17 protein-coding genes are annotated in these 18791 nt (G+C 37.4%); 2 read left to right on the top strand and 15 right to left on the bottom strand.

Translation table 11 applies throughout. From position 1 onward, the window contains the following. Positions 1-60: 60 nt before the first annotated feature. From IGL28_RS02805 to IGL28_RS02780, 6 genes are all read right to left on the bottom strand, one after another. Complete coding sequence (locus IGL28_RS02805; protein ID WP_063626665.1) at positions 61-1341, bottom strand: extracellular solute-binding protein; 1281 nt, start codon at positions 1339-1341, stop codon at positions 61-63. A 24-nt stretch (positions 1342-1365) separates the two neighbouring features. Then, complete coding sequence (locus IGL28_RS02800) at positions 1366-2664, bottom strand: MBL fold metallo-hydrolase (protein WP_081127816.1); 1299 nt, start codon at positions 2662-2664, stop codon at positions 1366-1368. Further along, the gene (locus IGL28_RS02795; protein ID WP_081127814.1) at positions 2648-3466 is read right to left on the bottom strand and encodes a carbohydrate ABC transporter permease; all 819 of its coding nucleotides are present in this window, start codon (positions 3464-3466) and stop codon (positions 2648-2650) included. Before IGL28_RS02795 ends, IGL28_RS02800 begins: the two co-directional genes overlap by 17 nt. Then, positions 3463-4350 carry a carbohydrate ABC transporter permease gene (locus IGL28_RS02790; RefSeq protein WP_081127812.1) on the bottom strand — a complete coding sequence of 296 codons (888 nt, stop codon included), beginning with the start codon at positions 4348-4350 and terminating at the stop codon, positions 3463-3465. Before IGL28_RS02790 ends, IGL28_RS02795 begins: the two co-directional genes overlap by 4 nt. Next, the gene (locus tag IGL28_RS02785; RefSeq protein WP_010738341.1) at positions 4350-5426 is read right to left on the bottom strand and encodes an ABC transporter ATP-binding protein; all 1077 of its coding nucleotides are present in this window, start codon (positions 5424-5426) and stop codon (positions 4350-4352) included. The genes IGL28_RS02790 and IGL28_RS02785 overlap by 1 nt, the downstream gene beginning before the upstream one ends. A gap of 365 nt (positions 5427-5791) precedes the next feature. Beyond that, entirely contained in the window at positions 5792-7189 is a 1398-nt protein-coding gene (locus IGL28_RS02780) for a glycoside hydrolase family 1 protein (protein WP_010719922.1), read from the bottom strand. Between the two features lie 396 nt (positions 7190-7585). Between IGL28_RS02780 and IGL28_RS02775 the strand changes: the two genes are divergently transcribed. Both IGL28_RS02775 and IGL28_RS02770 read left to right on the top strand, forming a co-directional pair. After that, positions 7586-8011 (top strand): hypothetical protein, encoded by a 426-nt coding sequence (locus IGL28_RS02775; RefSeq protein ID WP_010719923.1) that lies wholly within the window; start codon positions 7586-7588, stop codon positions 8009-8011. Between the two features lie 250 nt (positions 8012-8261). Then, on the top strand, positions 8262-8444 hold the full coding sequence (locus IGL28_RS02770) for a hypothetical protein (RefSeq protein ID WP_010719924.1): 183 nt from the start codon (positions 8262-8264) through the stop codon (positions 8442-8444). 309 nt (positions 8445-8753) lie between these two features. On the opposite strand, the gene IGL28_RS02765 is transcribed toward IGL28_RS02770, so the two are convergent. From IGL28_RS02765 to IGL28_RS02725, 9 genes are all read right to left on the bottom strand, one after another. Next, on the bottom strand, positions 8754-9458 hold the full coding sequence (locus tag IGL28_RS02765; protein ID WP_010719925.1) for a deoxynucleoside kinase: 705 nt from the start codon (positions 9456-9458) through the stop codon (positions 8754-8756). Positions 9459-9480: 22 nt separating this feature from the next. Then, positions 9481-9921: a nucleoside 2-deoxyribosyltransferase gene (locus IGL28_RS02760; RefSeq protein ID WP_010719926.1), complete on the bottom strand. Its 441-nt coding sequence runs from the start codon at positions 9919-9921 to the stop codon at positions 9481-9483. After that, the gene (locus tag IGL28_RS02755; protein WP_081127808.1) at positions 9921-10496 is read right to left on the bottom strand and encodes a TIGR00730 family Rossman fold protein; all 576 of its coding nucleotides are present in this window, start codon (positions 10494-10496) and stop codon (positions 9921-9923) included. Before IGL28_RS02755 ends, IGL28_RS02760 begins: the two co-directional genes overlap by 1 nt. Before the next feature lie 1321 nt (positions 10497-11817). Further along, on the bottom strand, positions 11818-12822 hold the full coding sequence (locus tag IGL28_RS02750; protein ID WP_081127806.1) for a sugar kinase: 1005 nt from the start codon (positions 12820-12822) through the stop codon (positions 11818-11820). Positions 12823-12841: 19 nt separating this feature from the next. Next, positions 12842-13582: a 2-dehydro-3-deoxy-phosphogluconate aldolase gene (gene dagF / locus IGL28_RS02745; protein WP_010719929.1), complete on the bottom strand. Its 741-nt coding sequence runs from the start codon at positions 13580-13582 to the stop codon at positions 12842-12844. 20 nt (positions 13583-13602) lie between these two features. Further along, positions 13603-14709 (bottom strand): DgaE family pyridoxal phosphate-dependent ammonia lyase, encoded by a 1107-nt coding sequence (locus tag IGL28_RS02740; RefSeq protein ID WP_081127804.1) that lies wholly within the window; start codon positions 14707-14709, stop codon positions 13603-13605. After that, a complete protein-coding gene (locus IGL28_RS02735) occupies positions 14693-15805 on the bottom strand; it encodes an amidohydrolase/deacetylase family metallohydrolase (protein ID WP_081127920.1) in 1113 nt (370 codons plus the stop codon). The genes IGL28_RS02740 and IGL28_RS02735 overlap by 17 nt, the downstream gene beginning before the upstream one ends. 8 nt (positions 15806-15813) lie before the next feature. Beyond that, positions 15814-16902, bottom strand: a complete 1089-nt coding sequence (locus tag IGL28_RS02730; RefSeq protein ID WP_081127802.1) for a DUF871 domain-containing protein — start codon at positions 16900-16902, stop codon at positions 15814-15816. 21 nt (positions 16903-16923) lie between these two features. After that, the gene (locus tag IGL28_RS02725) at positions 16924-18258 is read right to left on the bottom strand and encodes a PTS sugar transporter subunit IIC (protein ID WP_081127800.1); all 1335 of its coding nucleotides are present in this window, start codon (positions 18256-18258) and stop codon (positions 16924-16926) included. Positions 18259-18791: the final 533 nt, after the last annotated feature.

Raw genomic sequence — 18791 nt, 5'->3', positions numbered from 1 at the left:
TTTGTCACAACCGCCTAAAGCAAACAAGCTAACGTTCTTAACGTTCTTTCGTTCGATTGTTTATTGATTCCAAGCATCTTCCAATTGAGGAACGGAATCTTTTATCAGTTTCTTCGTATCTTGATTCGTATTCGATAAAATGTTTTCCATGATCGAACGTACCTCATTATAAGCAGGATCTGCGTTTTCAATCACAGGGATCGAGAATAGATCAGAAGTAGCTGCTTCTAAATATTGTGGTACTTTTGTTTCTGTAGAATTCTTGTATTCATCACTTTCAAGAACCGATTCAACGATTGGCATATAACCAGTCATATTTGCCCAATACAGTTGGTTTTCCGGTTGCGCTAAAAATTTCATATATTCAAAAGCAGCTGTGCGTTTTTCAGCACTGGCACTACTGAACATATAGATATCCGTTCCTTGTTGCAAATTGATTTTTTCAGGACGTGGCGCAACGCCATACTCAAATTTTCCTTCAGTATCTTTTTTCACATAACCTTCTCCAGCAATCGAGCCAACAAACATTGCCACTTGTTCATTTGCAAAAGGACCTGACAAGTACTTATCCGATCCAGCAATTCGGAAATAACCATCTTTGACGCCCTCAGCATAGTAATCGATCACTTTTTGTGATTCTTTCCCATCTAAAGCTAAGTCTTTGTCAAAATCAACCCCTTGATTCTTCATACCGATCGCATAGTAGTTATTCAATGAATCAAACCCAGCACCCACCACTTGCCCATCTGATTTTTCATAGATCGTTTTTGAAGCTTCTTTTAATTCTGCTAGTGTCGTCGGCACTTCAACGTTATATTGTTTTAATAGATCTGCATTGTAGAAAAGCATTTCCGTTGATTTGTTAAAAGGGATACCATATTGTTTGTCATCAATTTTAGCACCTTCTAATAATGAATCACGGATTTCTTCCTGATCCTTCCAGCCAATCGTATCATTTTCGATATATGGGTTTAAATCAACCAACATCTCATCTTGAGCGGCATTCCATAGCCATCCTGGGTAAGCTTGAGTGATTGTCGGCAGATCCTTAGGTGAAGGTAATGTCGAATTGATTTTTGCTTGAAGATCCGAATATTGCGATTGATTTTGCAACTCTACCTTGATATTAGGATTTTCTTTCATGAAGTCATCTGTAAGTTTAGTTAATGCTTCTTCTTGCGCACCATTCATCGCATGCCAAAAGTTGATCGTTGTCTTTTCATTGATTTCTGTTACGATATCCTCACTTGAACTATCTACCTTTTCATTCTTTCCACAAGCACTTAACGCAAATACTGCTGCTGCAGCCACAAACACAGAAGCCCATTTTTTCATTTTCATCTTCTTTTTACTCTCCCTTTTCTCTTATAAAATAATTTGTTCGCCACGTTTTGGCAAAATTCTTTCTCCATAAGGATTGACTAATTTCTCGGGTTTTAACGTATGGATCGGCACTAACACTTTTGGTTGTATCTTGTCGATGATTTCAGCTAAATCAGCTGGAAATGCGTGTCCAGACAGCGATAATCGAACAAATTCAACTTGCTTTTCAGCTAAAATCTTTAAAAAGACAGCATATTGTGGATCAAAATCTCCCAATGGTTGGGCATCACTATGAATGTATAAACCTCCTCCTTGCAAGTTTTCTATATTATCAACGACTTGCCAAACAAAAGTTGTTTCATCGTTGCGTAAAACTTCGTAGGGATATTCTAATTCTGACTGAAGAATCGGAATGACTGGACTATCCGTTAAATAGTAATAGGGGACATCCATTCCTAAAACTTCTTTCATTAATGCAGCCATATTTGCTTCTAAAACCATCGTTCGTGGGGATTGTTTTACCAGCATCTCAAAGCGTTTAAGGTTTGCTGGGTACCCATTGAAAGTAATTTGACGATTAGGATATTGATCGACCAGTTCACAAAAGCGCTGCACTAGCTCTTCTTCCGTAGCAATTGGCGTTTGTTCGCTTATTTCTCGGTCAGGAAAACTGATGCTGACGCCTTCCATCATCAATAAGTCAGTCTGAAATGATTTTTGACAAAACGTTTCTGTCATTTGCCGGTCATATCCATGAAGACGCAAGTCACCAGTGTAAGTCAAGAATCGGTCAGGCGTTTTGATTAGTAAAGCAGCTGCACCATACGCATCATGATCGACTGGTAGAATCTCCACACTGATTTCTCCGATCTGGACAGTTTCATAAGGAGATAATCCATTCATTTCACGTACAAACCCTTCTTTTTCAAAAGGAGAAGGAATCAAGAAATCGTTGTTTCGATGGAGGGAATGTAAGATTTGCTTCGTTTCATTTAAAGTGTATAAAGGAATTGCTGGATCAAGATAATTGATCATTTTTGAATGATCCAAATGAGCGTGAGATAAGAAAACGGCTGTATGCTGATACGGCTCTCTTTCTCCTGCTTGTATGTGCTGTACTTGATCAAACAGCCTTGGATCATATAATCCATTCAAGTCAGGAATCAATCGATGTTCAAGCAATGTATTTAAAGATTCATCAGCTAAGTCTAATTCTGGACGGTACTCTGTGCCAAAATCAAAAAAGATGTGTGAATCACGGTAGGCAACTTCAATGATCGTTCCACCGATCGTTAAGATTCCACTATGGAAAGTAATCACTGTTTTATCCTTTGATTCCATTTTTCGCCACTCCTCGTATAATTTCTTTTCTAAAAATCAAATAAATAATCAAAATTGGGATAACTGTTAACGTCGCCGCCGCCATTTGTAAATGAACGTCACTCCCACTTTCAGAGGTAAAAGCAGCTAAACCATTATTTAACAGGCGGAATTTTTTCTCGTTCGTCACAAGCAGTGGCCATAAAAATGAATTCCAACTTGAAATAAACGTCAAGATACCCACCGTGACTAATGCTGGTTTAGACATCGGCACTAAAATTTTCCAAATATACTCTAGATCACTGGCACCATCGATTTTAGCTGCTTTATAAAAGGTACTGGAAATACTCTTTAAATACCCGTTCAAATAATAAATATAAAAAATACTGGTCAAGAAAGGAATGATCAATGCACTATAGCTGTTTAGTAATCCCATTCGTGAAATCGTATTGTAATTCGTAAAAATAATGGACTCATAAGGAACCATTAGTAATGAGATCATGATCCCGATAATCAATTTTTTAAAACGAAATTCCAGACTTGTTAACGCAAAAGCCGCTAAAACAGATGTGATGACTGTAGCGATCGTAGTTACTAACGAAACAAAGACGGTATTGAAGAAATAACGTAAAAATGGTGCTTTTTCAAATACCTCCGTATAATTTCCCCATTGAAATGATGTTGGCAGTAAGGTTGGCGGAATACTCGTTGCCTCGCTATATGTCATCAACCCAGCTAAAATCATATAAATAAATGGAAAAATCGTTACGATTCCTAAAATTCCGATAAATAGCAATGAGAGTCCTGTAACAACTTTTTTCATCCTCTTCTCCCTACTTTCTTCAACAATTTATTTTGAATAAATGTGATCAGTAAAATGACGAGGAACAAAATGACCGTCGCCGCCATAGCGATCCCTGGTCGACCAGCGATGTGGAATTTATCGTAAATATAAAAGACCGCTGTCGTAGCACTTTTGGCGATCCCTGGCTGCCCACCAAACAAAGCATAGACTTGAGTATAGACTTTAAACGCTCCGATGATATTGACAGTCAACAAGAAGGTGATCGTTGGGATCAATTGAGGAAACGTGATCCGACTAAAAATCTCCCAAGCATCTGCTCCAAACATTCGAGCGATTTTATAATGCTCTTCGTCAATATTTCTTAAACCAGCCAATAAGATAATGATATTGAATGCGAGACTGGTCCAAACCCCAAAGATGATCAACGTTGTCATACTCATCGAAACATTATCTAACCAATTGATTGATTCAAATCCTAAAAAATTCAGCAAATAATTAATGAGCCCATAGGACCCGTTGAAAAAATAGCGAAAGACAATCCCGATAGCAATCGTACTTGTCACATAAGGCATGAAAAAAATCGTTTCAAAAAAAGTCTTATGTTTCACTTTTTCAAAGATCACCCAAGCGATTCCCAGTGAAAGGAACAATGAAATAGGAACAACTGTAAAAGCAAACAATGCGGTGTTTCTTAATGCTTTGATAAAGACTGGGTCTGACAACACACGCTGATAATTCTCAATTCCTGCAAATTGTTGATTGATTAAGGAGCCTTTTTGAAAGCTCATCGCTAGTGAACGGAACAACGGATAGATACTGAACAAAACAATAATGACCAATGATGGCAGTAAGAAGAACCAAGCTTTCGGTTGATTTTCTGGATCATATGCTTTTTTGAACATTAGTACACCCGCTCCCCTTCTTCATCGAAAAGAAACATTTTATGGTACTGAAAATCAAAAGAGAGTACCGTATCTTCCTCGATGAGCTTTTCAATACTAACGATCGATTTCAGACGTTTCGCAGCGAGCGAAAAATTCAAAATCTGTTCACGTCCGATCAATTCAACTCCAGAAACTTGTACTTCGAACAATCCGTTAGTCGTTGGAAAAACGTCTTCTGGTCGAATCCCTAAGATATATTTTCCATCCACTAATGGTTTTCTTAATTGAGCGGATTCCAGTTTCGTCAGAGGAATTTGAAAATCCGTATGGCTGATTTTCCCTTCACGAACATTGACCTCGACCGGTAACGTATTGATGATCGGGTTACCGATAAAATTGGCAACAAACAGGTTAGCCGGGTCTAAGTATAAATTCTGCGGAATATCATTTTGTTGAATCACACCTTCATTCAGTAAAATGATTTTGTCACTAATCGAAAGTGCTTCTTCTTGATCATGCGTCACAAAAATCGTAGTGATTCCAACTTCTTTTACCAAACGACGGATTTCTTCTCGTATCTTTAATCGCAAGCGTGCATCCAAATTACTTAAGGGCTCGTCTAATAATAAAACTTCTGGTTTCTGGACTAAGGCTCGTGTAATAGCCACACGTTGTTGTTGTCCACCTGATAAAGTCCCTGGTTTTTTATCTTGGAGTTCTTCGATATTCGTTAGTTTCATATATTCCTGTGATATTTTTTTAGCTTCTGCTTTTTTGATTTTATTTTCGCCAACCGTTAATGGAAACATAATATTCTCAACCACAGTCATATGCGGGTATAAAGCATAATTTTGAAATACAAAACCAATATTCCGATCTTTCGGTTCCGTTCGTACCACCGACTCTCCACTAAAACGAATGTCCCCATGACTAGGGCTTAATAACCCCGCAATCAAATTCAAAATCGTTGATTTTCCACAACCACTAGGGCCCAGCAAACAAACCAAATCCCCTTTTTCGATTTGAAAATCAACAGACTTCAGTGCTTCAAACCCATTATCGAATACTTTCTTCAGATTGATAACCTCAATCATTTTTCATAGCCCCTCACGTAATAAAATTTCTTTTTACAGGTGTTAATAATTTCTACCTTATAATCAATGCTAACGCTTCTATGTGTAGATTGATTTAATTCTGTGTAAATATCTTGAAAAGAAAACCATCTGCTCACACTTCCTCCAAAAAAGATAACGTTCGTATTTTAATCATATAGAAACGGTTACAATTGATAAAAACTAAAAAAATCACTTAAAAAGCATACTTACTTTATAAAGATATCAAATAACATTCTTTATTTATATATATTCAAAAGCGTTTTCATTGTATTCTAATTTTTCAAACAAACAAAAATATTCCTCTTGACCGTTTATTAAACGGAGCAAGAGGAACGTTGACTTATTTATATTGTAAATTGGTTGGTATCAGATAGTTTTTTAAACCAGTGACCAGATTTTTTGATCGTCCGTTTACCATCATTCGCTAAATCAACGGAAATAAATCCATAACGATTTTTGTAAGCATTGGTCCACGACCAGTTATCCATACACGTCCACATATGATACCCCAAGCAATTAGCACCTTCTTCGATTGCTTGGTGAACGTATTTTAGATGTTCTTGGACAAATTCAATGCGATAATCATCGTGGATCATCCCATCTTCTTCGATAAAACGCGCTTCATTTTCAACACCCATACCGTTTTCAGAAATGAAACAGTCAATATTACCATAATGGTCTCGAACATTGATTAAGATATCATAAATTCCCTTTTCATAAATTTCCCAACCACGATAAGGATTCATTTTACGATTTGGCATTTCATAATTATCAAAATAATCTTCTGGCATTGGTCCATTTTCATGATCAATCGGTGTTTCTTTCGCTTTGACTCTTCTTGGTTGGTAATAATTGATCCCTAATAAGTCAATGGTATTTTCTTTAATGATCGCTAAGTCATCTTCTTGCATCGCTGGTACCATGTCTAATTCTTTCACAATGGCGATCAATTCTGGTGGGAACTCACCTTTAACTGCTGGATCAAGAAACGAACGATTAAAAAAGGCATCAGCTAATTTAGCTGCTTTGACATCTTCTGGGTTGTTTTCATCCCGAGGATAGCTTGGTGTTAGATTCAAAATGATTCCGATTGAGCCATCTAATGCCATGGAATGATATGCTTTGACGGCTAATGCAGAAGCCAGCGCTTCATGATAGCCTACTTGGATCGCCTTTTTCATATCGGACTCTTCCGGGTAATGCCAACGGTAAAGATACCCAGCTTCAACTGGCACGATTGGTTCATTATGGGTAAACCATTTTTTGATTTTCGTCCCAAATAATTCAAAACAAATCTTAGCATACCTTTCATACGCTTCAACCGTTTCCCGATTGAGCCATCCGCCTTTTTCTTGCAAAGGCATCGGCATATCAAAATGATATAAATTCACAAATGGTTCAATGCCATTAGCGATCAATTCATCGAAATACGAATGGTAAAAATCAACAGCTTGTTGATTCACTTCGCCAGTCCCTTCAGGAATCAGGCGACTCCATTGGATCGAAGTACGAAAACTATTGTGTCCAGTTTGTTTCATTAATTGAACGTCTTCTTTATACTTCGTGTACACTTGTGATGTTTTTTCAGGACCTACTTGATCAAAGAACTTTTCTGGTTCTTGGCTAAACCAATAATCAAAAATATTCTCTCCTTTACCATCGCCAGCAACACGACCTTCTGTTTGCGGGCCACTTGCGGCTGATCCCCACCAAAAATTACTTGGAAATTGATAATTTGTCATCCACTCACACCTTCTATTAAAGAGTTCAGTTTATTTGCTAAATAATACTTGTTCCCTACTCAATATAGCAAACGTTTACACCAGTTACAAGTTAATTTAGCAAACGTTTTATTTAGTGGAAACGACTCGTACACCCCTACTTTATTTGCTGTACTGAGCAAACCAGTCCTTTTGAAGGGGAGTTGACATCTGTAAAGAAATGAGATTGAATAGAAGAGACATAAACACCTTTTTTCAATGGAATAGACAAAAGCTAGTATTCCTAAATCTTATAATAGAAGCTATACTAATTTATTAGTCACAGTAAACACAACGACAGAAACCCAGCCAACTTGGTTGACTAGCGGATTCACACCGTTTGTAGTTAAAGCTGTATCATACAATGGAGGAAATATTTTGAAGAAATTAGTCATCATGGTTCTTTCGCTTGTCAGCTGTTTTACTTTATCAGGATGCAGCCTATTCGGTGGATCTGGTAACTCAGCAGACCAAACGACAGATTCATCGACTCTACAAGCTGAAAAAGAGGATATCAGTAACAGTAACTATTCATTAAAAGTCCGCAAAGATATGAATTTAGTCAGTGGGCAAATCATTTTTAGCGATCATAAAATGGAATGGACACGTACCTATACAGGAACTGAAAAAGATACCGCAAGTACTTCTCAAGAAAAAACAGTACTCAATGATATCAAGATCAAGACCGAAGCAGACACTTATACCATCTCTGGTAAAGAAGATGGTAAAGAAGTATCCGTTACCTTCAAAAAGATCGGAAACTACCGAATCGAAGATCAGGACGGAAATATTTATAGTTTGTAAAAGACCTAAAAAGACCGACTTGACCTGATCAGTAAAGAAAAAACTTTTAGAACAGCTTTTATTTTTGAAAAAACTTGCAACTGTTCTGGCTGTTTTCTTGTCACTTCGTACAAAAAAACGAGAGCTGACATCGCTCACTCGCTAGGAATTAACCGGAATTAAGAGAAATTGTTAATTTCTCTTAATTTTTTTGTTTCTGCCATTTCTTTCTGGTATATTGGGTAAGCACAATGTGATAAAGGAGAAAAAAATGAGTATATTTGATAGTCATGATTATTGTACTTGTACAACCAGTAAAAATATTCATACCGAATTTAGTGATCAAGGAAGCTTAAGTATTTGCGATCACTGTCATAAAACTGTAAAAGATTCATTTAAGTCATTTGAATCCTATACGAAAGAAAGACATGCGGATGTTTTAACTGTTAAATAAAGTCTCGGCCTTATTTTGTATAAGTATGGCAGGATACCAATAGGTCAAAAGATTTGAAGATGTCAAAAGACACGTTCAAATCTTTTGATCTATTTTTACTATCTTTTTCACTTAGCCAAAAACAGCTTTTTCCTTGATAAATTGATTACTATCGAACTGTGTCCTTTCGAATCATGTCTTTTCAGGAACCGCTCTATCAAAAACAAGCTGGAAAACCGCCAAATCGTTTCGACTATCTTGGAGGTTTTCCAGCTTGTTTCTTAAAATGAACGATGTCATCATCTTTTTAAAATGGAACATTATGACTGTTTACTGACCCAGTCCTTGTCCTTTTGCATGTTGATTCTCAGTAAAGTATTTCCCTGCCTCTACATCGCTTAATTCTGCTAATTTTTGTTGGATTTGTTCAATGACCTCTTTTGCATGTTCTGGCTTTTCAACAAAATCGAAGCGGTCACCATCGATTTGAATCTTCGGACAAACATCAAAATCTTCATACCATTGATCATAACGTTGATTTAAAGAGCGATAATAGTCATAAAGTGTCTCATCACTTTCCAGCTGTTCATAATCACGACCCCGTTTTTTGATGCGATCCAACATTGTATCCAAGGACACTTTGATATGAACCATCAAGTCTGGACGTTTCTTAGGAGCAACATCATCTAACTCGTTAAGCATCGTATCCAATAAATTATCATATTGTTGCACTTCAATATCGGTCACTCGACCTAGATCTGCATTTAAATGAAATAGCAGGCTATCTTCATAGATCGAACGGTCTAACACATTATCATCATCCACTAAAGCATTTTTCATCGCTAAAAATCGTTTATTCAAAAAGAAAATTTGCAATAAAAAAGCATACTGTTCCGGATTTGAATAAAAAAGTGGTAACACTTCATTATCCTCAACACTTTCATAAAATGGTTTTGAGTCGATTTCTTTCGCAAGCATATCTGTCAAACTGCTTTTTCCTGCACCAATCGTTCCTGAAATTAATATCACTGACATGCAATCCTTCCTCTTTCTATTTCTATAAGTACTCGCCTACGTATTTCGTTACTGGTAATGTTTTAAAATCGTAGTCACGTACTTCGTCAACTGTTTTTAAATAAGTATGCAAACTTTGAGTAATCATCAAATTAGTTGGAACAGTCTCTTCTTGGAAAACAATCATTGGTTTTTTCATCATTGTCGCTGCCCCTAATTCATAAGCTGTCCCTGGATCAATGATTTGATGTTCATAATCTAAAATAGCTACTACGTAATCAGCTGCTGTTAGTTCTGCCATATCTTTTTCATAAACTTCTTGTGCCCAACCTGCACTAAACATTTCATAATTACTTTCTTGATGATGTCTTGGTGAATAAAAACCAGTCACCGTTGGATTTTCTTCCAATGCTTTTTCGATACGAGCAACACGCTCGACTTGCTCCTCTGAAAAGAATGGACCTGCTAAATAAATTTGACTCATTAATTTGCCTCCTCTAATAATAGTTGTGTTTCACTTACTTCTGCGCGTAATAAATCGACTAGTTCTAATGGGTTATTTGAAAAAAAGACGTAATCCAGCCATTTGGCATCCATAAATTCTTCTTTGGCAAACGTTTCTAATAACGTCTTTAAACCTTCATAATATCCTCCGATATCTAAAATACCAATCGGTTTCTTCGCTGTTAAATCAATGGCCATCCAAGATAAAAGTTGAGAAAACTCTTCTAAGGTTCCCAATCCTCCAGGAAAGATCAAAACAGCATCTCCTTTTTCAAATAACAATACTTTTCGTTCGTCGATTGTCTCGGTAGGAATAAAAGTTGTTACATTTGTATTCGGTAACTCAGAATCAAAAAGCCCTGTTGGATAGATACCAGTGACTTTCCCATTGTTTTCTAGTAAAGTCTGACTGAAAACTCCCATGATACCTGATTCTGATCCACCATAAACCAGCTCAATCTCTTCTTGAGCCATATATTTTCCTAACGTTTGGGCAATAAATTTATAGCTTTCTTTATTACCAAAACGGGAGCCACAAAAAACTGTTAGTTTCAAAAAAACACATCCCAACTCAAAAGTCTAACTTCATTTTACACTTGTTTTTTTAAAATAAAAGACTAGATTTTGTGATTTTTTAGTGGTATATAAGAAAACAAACACTATATCTAGTGTTTGTTGGCGAAAACTTTTTTAATCTTTTTTATTTTAAAAAAACATTAAATAACATAAATGTTTAAATTTGAAACGACTTTCTTAATTAAGAAAGCTTGCTTTCATCGTGTTCTGACAATAACATTCACTCATTTAACGAGAATCTAGCATCATTCTTTTCTCGCAAAAAATTTGATAAAATAATTGTTATGTTTCATTATCTGTAAATGTTTCGCTAAAAATTTTATGTACATGAACTCCCCAATCAAATGTTTTCTTGAATTGTTCTATTTTCTGATATTCATCACATTTTGACAACCAATAAGAAAGACCAACTTTTTATCTAATAGCAAAAAAATAAGCCAATACTTGAAAGAAAATCTACATTCCTTCAATATATCGGTTTTATCTCATGGTACGACGGCTCACTCAATTATTGTTCTGATCTTGAAAAACGATAGAAACAGCCAAATGCTTTTATTCTAAAACATGTGCTTTTTTATGTTCCTTGAAAAAGCCAAAACCAACATTGACACACTTTACTCGCCCAAGTAAACTCTCCCCTATTTGTTGCACTTGCTATCTTCATTTTACTCGTTATCCTCAGGTGTATGTTTTTGGATAAAAAAATGGACTGGACACATCGTATCCAATCCATTTATGGCACAGTAAATAAAACACATGTAGTTCATCTATTTTTCTCATCAAAAAAGGTAGATTTCTCCTTTAAGATTCGATACAATAAACGAAGTTGATGGTTTCCATTGACTATGGCAAACTTGATTGGTCAATGTGGTTGACTTTTTCAAGACCTCTGTTTCTGGCTGCCACTAGAAATGGAGGTGCCTTTTTTTATTTGGCTGTTTCTATCTGTTCCTTATAATACTGATCGCTTACGTGGTAGTCAAGATAAAACGAAAACCTACAAAAAACTGTACTGTTTTTCTCCCAGATTTTTGTCAAAAATATTTCTCCTTCTTTTAGACCCTAAAAACAACAGAGAAAGTTAGCGATCTAAAACGACCGCTACAGTTGTAAATCTATCCAATCATTTCTGGATTTTTACCATCAGCTTATTCAACTCTTGGCTGATCCGCTATCTACTAAAAGCTAACTTTTAATATTTCAGACGATGTCAAAAAGTCTCGAAACACTGATTCCCGTTTCAAGACTTTCTTAACGCTCCGATGCATTTTATTTCGTCAATTCATCACAAGACTATTTCTTAGCGAATCAAATCGACATCTGGCGCATCTAGTAATTGTTGAACCTGTTTTCTAGTTGTGAGCGGAACATCTCCTTGGATTGCATGAGCCAAACGAGCATTTCCTGTTGCAAACTCGACGGTTCTAGTCATTGACCAGTTTTCCGCATATCCTAATAATATCCCAGCCGCAAAAGCATCCCCTGCACCAATTCGGTCTAAAACAAATAACTCGTAAAAAGGTGTTTCAACGTCTTCTGTGACGGTTATCAAATATCCTTTTAATTGTTTTCTTCCTTCATGGCTGGTTCGTTTCGTACCAGCAAACCATTCGATGTCATAATAAGCTAAAAAGGATTGGATATAGGCGATAGGATTTTTCGTTGAATCGCTTGTTCGCCATTCTAATAATTCCGTCAAATCACGGATCGAGCCAAATAAAATCGTACAATAAGGTAAAATTTCCTCATAGCGTTGTTTCAAGATGTTTCTTTGATCTTGTTCCTGGTTCAATGTTGGCCGAAAGTTGAAATCAAAACATACTTTTTTTCCCTGAGCATGAGCTTTCTTGGCAAGAGAAATCGCTGTTTCGGCACACTGATCAGACAAACTCAAACTGATCCCGCAAATATGCACAAGATCTACTGTTTCAATAAACGCCTGTAATTCATAGTCATTTTCTTGAGACAATCCAAAAGAACTATGTTTTCGATTTTGGTAAGTAACTTCAGTAGGACGAACCCCATACCCCATTTCTGCGAAATAGGTACCGATATGTTGTTCTTGTTGGATTACATACTTCGTTTCAACACCGATACTTTTTAAGTTAGCTAACGCAGCACTGCCTAAGCGATTATCGGGCAGAGCCGTCAATAGATAACTCTCCATATCAAAATGAGCTAGATTACCAACTAGATTCACACCTGTTCCGGTATATGCCAGTCTTAATGTATGGGTTTGTTCTAGCATCAAGTGTTCTGGAGGTGTCAATCGCAACATCACTTCTCCGAATGCCCCAAATTTCATTTTCTCACCTTTTTTCATCTTAGCTGACAACTTTTTTCATGATTTGTAGTAATGTCCGGACATCCTCTGGCTTCGTATTGCCCGTTTCAGGGTCAATAATCGAGCTGTAGACATGAGGAATAATCTTTTTCACCTTGGCATCGACAGCGATTTGAAGGATCTCTTCAAAGTTGGTTAAATCAATTCCTCCTGTTGGTTCTAATGCAAAATCATAAGTGGCACAAGCTTGCGCTACCGCCTCATATTCTTTCTGATGTGCTAACCCTTTCATTGGAAAATACTTGATTGATGTTCCTCCCATATCTTGCAGTAAGCGAATCGCTGTTTCAATCGTGACTACGCCTGCTGTACCTTGAGAACTTAAAGGACCGGTTGCAATATTGACATACCCTTCTTTACCTGTTGGTGAAACTAATCCATTGACCACTGTTTCATTTTGACCTAACACAGCTCGTGAAGCACCCACTCCAGTAAATACTTGGTTCACATGTTGTGGTTGCAAGACTTTTGCCAAACGAGTCACCATTTGACTCTGGTTTGGATCACCTGCTCCCAAGCCAACTGATAGCGCATTATTCGTTGCTGCTTGATACTTTTTCATGTCAGCAATCGCTGCTTCGTCTGTTTCATAGTTTTTTGAAAGCACCCCCAGCAAAATATGTCCTTCAGCTGCTTCATAACACTCCACCGCATTTTCAACAGAATTAGCTAAAACATTCAAACAAACTTGATCGTGTAAATAGTTAGGAATTCGTGACATTTTTTTCTCTCCTTTTTCACTCAAGATAATTTTGTTTCATTCATGATTTCTTGCAGGCGAACAATGATTTTTTTCATTTCTTCTTGATTGACCGAACGTATGTCAAATTCAATGATACCATGATTCGCTTGATAATCTCGTGTATAGACTGCTGGATTTTTTTCTTTTAGTGCCTGAATAACTGAATGTGCAGGACGATCACTGATTTTAACACTCGCTCGATAAATCTCTCGACCAGCTGGATCTTGAACAATAGTTGCTGACAAATGATCAATGTGATTCAACTCTTCAACAAATGGTTGTAAACGGTGCTTCATTGACTCACCAGATTCACTGCCATGTTCAAGATAATCGGTGACCGCTTGGGTAAATCCTAAAATGTTCTCTTTACCGATTTTCATCGAACGACCGATCCCTTTTGACTGTAATCGCACCCATGGTATATAAGGATTCTTTCCAATCACCATTCCTGCACTTGGACCTTCGATTGCCTTTGCACCCGAATAGATCACTAGGTCCGCTCCTAGTTTAGTGTATTTGAATAAATCCTCTTCTGCTGCTGCATCAATAATCAACGGGATTTCATGTTTTTGAGCAACTGCTACTGCTTCTTCTACTGACAACATACTTTTTTGAACCGTATGGTGACTTTTGACATAAAGAATCGCTGCGGTATTTTCAGTGATACAGCTTTCAAGATGTTCAGAGCTACACATATTGGCATAACCTGCCTCGATTACTTGCCCCCCACCTTGTTGAATCATTAATTCAACGGATGTGCCGTAATCAACATTGTGTCCTTTGGGTAAAATAATTTCCTTTTTCTTGATAGTTGTTGAATAAGGATGATAAACATGAGTTAGACTTCCTTTGCCAATAACCGCTGCCACTGCTTGAACAATACCAGCAGAAGCACAAGAAACGATCTGAACATCCTCAACTGCTAAGAGATTCGCCAGATAAGCACCCGTTTTTTCACTCAGGTCTGACATTTCAAAAAAATGTTCGCCGCCAAAGCGTTGCGCTGCCAAAACAGATTCCGATACTTTGGAAACACCTAAAATCGTCATCCGGCCTGAAGCATTGATCACTTCTTTTAAATTGAATTTATCATAACTTACACTCATAACTCTTTCCCCCAATAATTACGCTAACTGGTTTGATTTGTTGATCGATCACTTGCTGTTGTCCATTCGAGTCAGTAATCATCTTTTCTTGGTCAACAAATTCAAATATTGTAAAATCCGCATCAAAACCTACTTCTATCTGACCTTTCGTTCCTAAATGGAAATTTTTAGCCGGCACACAAGTTACCTTTTCTAAAATTTCTGACCAGGAATAGCCGATAAAATGCAATTTTTCCATCGTTGTCGCTAAATCGTAAACGGGGCCGTTCTTTCGATTACGAATATAGATATCCGTGCTAATAGAGTCCGCTTTGATTCCTTGGTCATAGGCTGCTTTTGCCACCTCAAAATTAAAACTGTCAGTGCCATGACCAATATCGAAAATCACCCCTTTGGCTAAGGCATCTTTGACAAACGGTTTAATCTGATGAGTTTCTTTCTCCATAATCCCGTTATCTTTCCCATTAAAACAATGGGTCAAGATATCGCCTTTTTCCAGTAGCTGCAAAATTTCTTCTAAATGTGGTGGGGCAGAGCCAATATGCACCATCAAAGGAATTTGATGATTCTCTTTTTGAATTTTTTTCGCCCATTCCAGCGGTGTCAATCCATTATTCCCAACCACGGTTTTGCTCATTCTGGCTTTGATTCCCACGATAAATTCTGGAAATTCAGTCAATTTTTCTTTGACCAAATTCGCTTGTATCTTGGATAAATCAGCTAATTCATCTTGTTCTACGATGCCCCACTTTGAAATATTCAACAAGGCATACACATTGGTTTTGGCTTTTTTTGCTCGTTCATAAAATTGATGGATATTTTCGGCACCTGTTGTTCCTGCATCGATAACCGTTGTTACCCCTTTACTCACACCAATCTGGTCTGGGTAATCATAATATAAAGTCATTTCCTCAAAACAATGGACATGGTCATCGATCCAGCCAGCAGAAAGATAGTGCCCTGCCTGCAACGTTTGTTCTGTTTTTCCTTTTTCTGGGATACTTGTTGCGATTTTCTGGATTTTTCCATCATTGATCCCAATATCCATTGTTTCGCCAGTTAATCTACGTGCATTTCTGATCACTAAATCGAACATCACAACGCCTACTTTTCTATAAATTTGAACTTCGACCATGGGTGGATAAAATCTAGTAAGAGATGTTCTTCTGGTACAATTGCACCAACTTTATTTTTCCTTGCATCCCGATGTGGTTCTAAAACAATTTGAAGTTCATTTTTGTATTTGCCAAATGTATCATTTCCAATGACTACATCACCAATTTGAAATTCATTTTCATTGTCATGAGCTTCATTTTCTGCATTTTTATATTTTTTTCGAACTTCAGTGGAACGAATAACCTGTTCAGTGATATCTCCTCGACGAACATGTTGTTCTCCTAATACAATTTGTCGTTCTACTTCATGAGCAGCTGTCTGCCACTCGATCGTAAATACTGTTTGATAGCGATCCATTTCCCCTAACATACGCAGCTCTTCTTCAGATGCGTAGGCATTTCCAATAATGACATCATCGATCAACCCAGTAGCAAACAAATGTTTTGCTGCTACATGGACCGGTAAATGACGGTGCATCTCTAACGTAGTCAACCCATCATTGATATTCCAAGGTCCGATTGTTCCTGCCTGAGAAGAAACAAAAGCAGCCGTTCGTAACCCTTGTTTTTTAAATCGTTGGCTGCAAGACTCAAAAAATCGGTAAGGTAAGCCTGTTCCTTCTTGAGGATAAAAATTATGACACCCATAGAGAAAGGGTTTATTTGCTTGATGAGACAAAATATTATCCAAATAAGCAACATCATTACTCATATTCAACTCAATCGCTAAATGATAAGGGTTATATGACAGCAAAGCTTCTTTTCCGCCGTCAAATCCTAAATCAAGACGGATTCCATCTGCACCAGTTTCGTGGAAAAAACTTAAGTCGTCATACGAAATGTCCAACTGTTCAAAAATGTTGGGAGCAACATCTAAAATCGTTTCAAATCCCAATTCTTTCGCAAAATGAATCAATTTTTGAAACTTTTGTTTTACGATCAGAGGATCTTCCGTTACTTCTAACATACTCATAAAAATACGGGTAAACCCATAACGTTGTGCTAATTGCAAGTATTCTTGGTCTTTGATTGGATCACTATGATCTGGGTAAAGTGAAATCCCTAGTGCACGTTTCATAACCCTAACCTCCATTTTTTATTATGCTTGTTCCTCGGTAACGCCTGTCACCATTGGTGCTTCTTCTTCCGCTTGTTCTTCTGCTTCACGAGCCAGTTGTTGTTTTTCGAATACTTTGAAGAACGGATAATAAATAGCCAATGTGATCAGGAAGTTAGCAATAACTAACACGCCAGCTGCTACGCTCCAGTTTGTACTCATCCAAGCGGCGATTGGCGAAGGAATAGCAAATGGTAACCGAGCCGTCATCATTGGGATGAGACCACTAACCGTTAAGACATATGACAAAGTAGTCGTTACTAACGGTGCAAGAATGAACGGAATCCCTAATACTGGATTCATTACAATCGGTGCCCCGAAGATCATTGGTTCATTGATGTTGAATAGTCCTGGTAAAATCGATAATCGACCTAAACTCTTTAAATATTTTGATTTGGAGAACATGAATAAAACCACTAAAGCCAAGGTTGTTCCTGCGCCACCAATCCACACGTACCACTGTAAAAACTGTTCTGTAAAAATATTCGGCATATTATGAGCATTCGTACCAGCGTTGAAAGCATCAATGTTTTCAGCAATCGAAATATCCCAAAATGGGCGAATCACTGGGCCCATAATGGCTGGGCCATGAATCCCAAGAACCCAGAAAAAACAAATCAAGAAGACTGTTAATAAACCACCAAACAAACTATTCCCTGCAAGTATGCCTTTTAGCGGCATCAACAACTCACTTAAGAAGCCATTCAGATCAAAACCAAGCATATGTCGGATCACCCAGAAGAAAATCAAAATTACCGCACCAGGAATCAATGCAACAAAAGAGTTTGTCACTTCTGGTGGCACCCCATCAGGCATCTTGATTGTAATTTTCTTTTCAATGAAGAAACGATAAATCTCGACAGAAATAATTGCTGTAACAATGGCACCAAATAATGAACCTGATCCTAGATTCGCAATATTGATATAACGTCCTGCTGTGATTCCTTCCAAGTCTTCTAATACCTGTGTCGGTGGTGCTGCCACGATCAGAAAAGACATCAATGCTAATATACCAGCCGTCAAGGAATCAACTTTATAACTTTTTGCTAATGATGAAGCAATCCCAAATGTTGCGTATAATGCCAAAATCCCTATCGTATAACGAAAAGGAATATCCAAAATTTGCCGATAGGGTTCGATCACTGCTGCCACAGATTCAATCGGAATGTTCAGTAAAATCGTAAAAAATGAACCGACGATCGTTAGTGGCATCGTTGCAATAATTCCTTTTCTAATTGCCGTCATGTGCCTCTGTGTTCCAATTCGGTTAGCTACTGGCATAATCTTTTGTTCAATCAATCCTACAAACTTATCCATTACCGCTCTCTCCTTTTATAACATTATAATGTTTATCAAAGTAATCATACCATATTATGCTAACTTTGTAAACGATTTCTATAAATAGTAAAAATTTTTCTACTCTCTAAGGAAGCTTATCCTAAAAATACACAATCCTTCCCCCATCACAAAAAAACACCTGCGAATATCTTGACCCATGTATCTGATGGCTTCTGCGGTAATAACGGCGTGCCTTACAAAATATGAAAAGCTATTTTCTGGCAAGCCTTTAACCTGAGGCTTTTACCTCCTGTTAGACGGTGTTTGAACGATTGCTTCTGCGGTAATAACGGCGTGCCTTACAAAATATGAAAAGCTATTTTCTGGTAAGCCTTTTACCTGAGGCTTTTACCTCCTGATAGACGGTGTTTGAACGATTGCTTCTGCGGTAATAACGGCGTGCCTTACAAAATATGAAAAGCTATTTTCTGGTAAGCCTTTTACCTGACGCTTTTACCTCCTGATAGACGGTGTTTGAACGATTGCTTCTGCGGTAATAACGGCGTGCCTTA

The sequence above is a fragment of the Enterococcus sp. AZ077 genome (assembly GCF_051714965.1).
Classification (GTDB): domain Bacteria; phylum Bacillota; class Bacilli; order Lactobacillales; family Enterococcaceae; genus Enterococcus_B; species Enterococcus_B hirae.
Note: the sequence above shows the minus strand (reverse complement) of the source record. Positions and strands in the feature narration are given on the sequence as shown.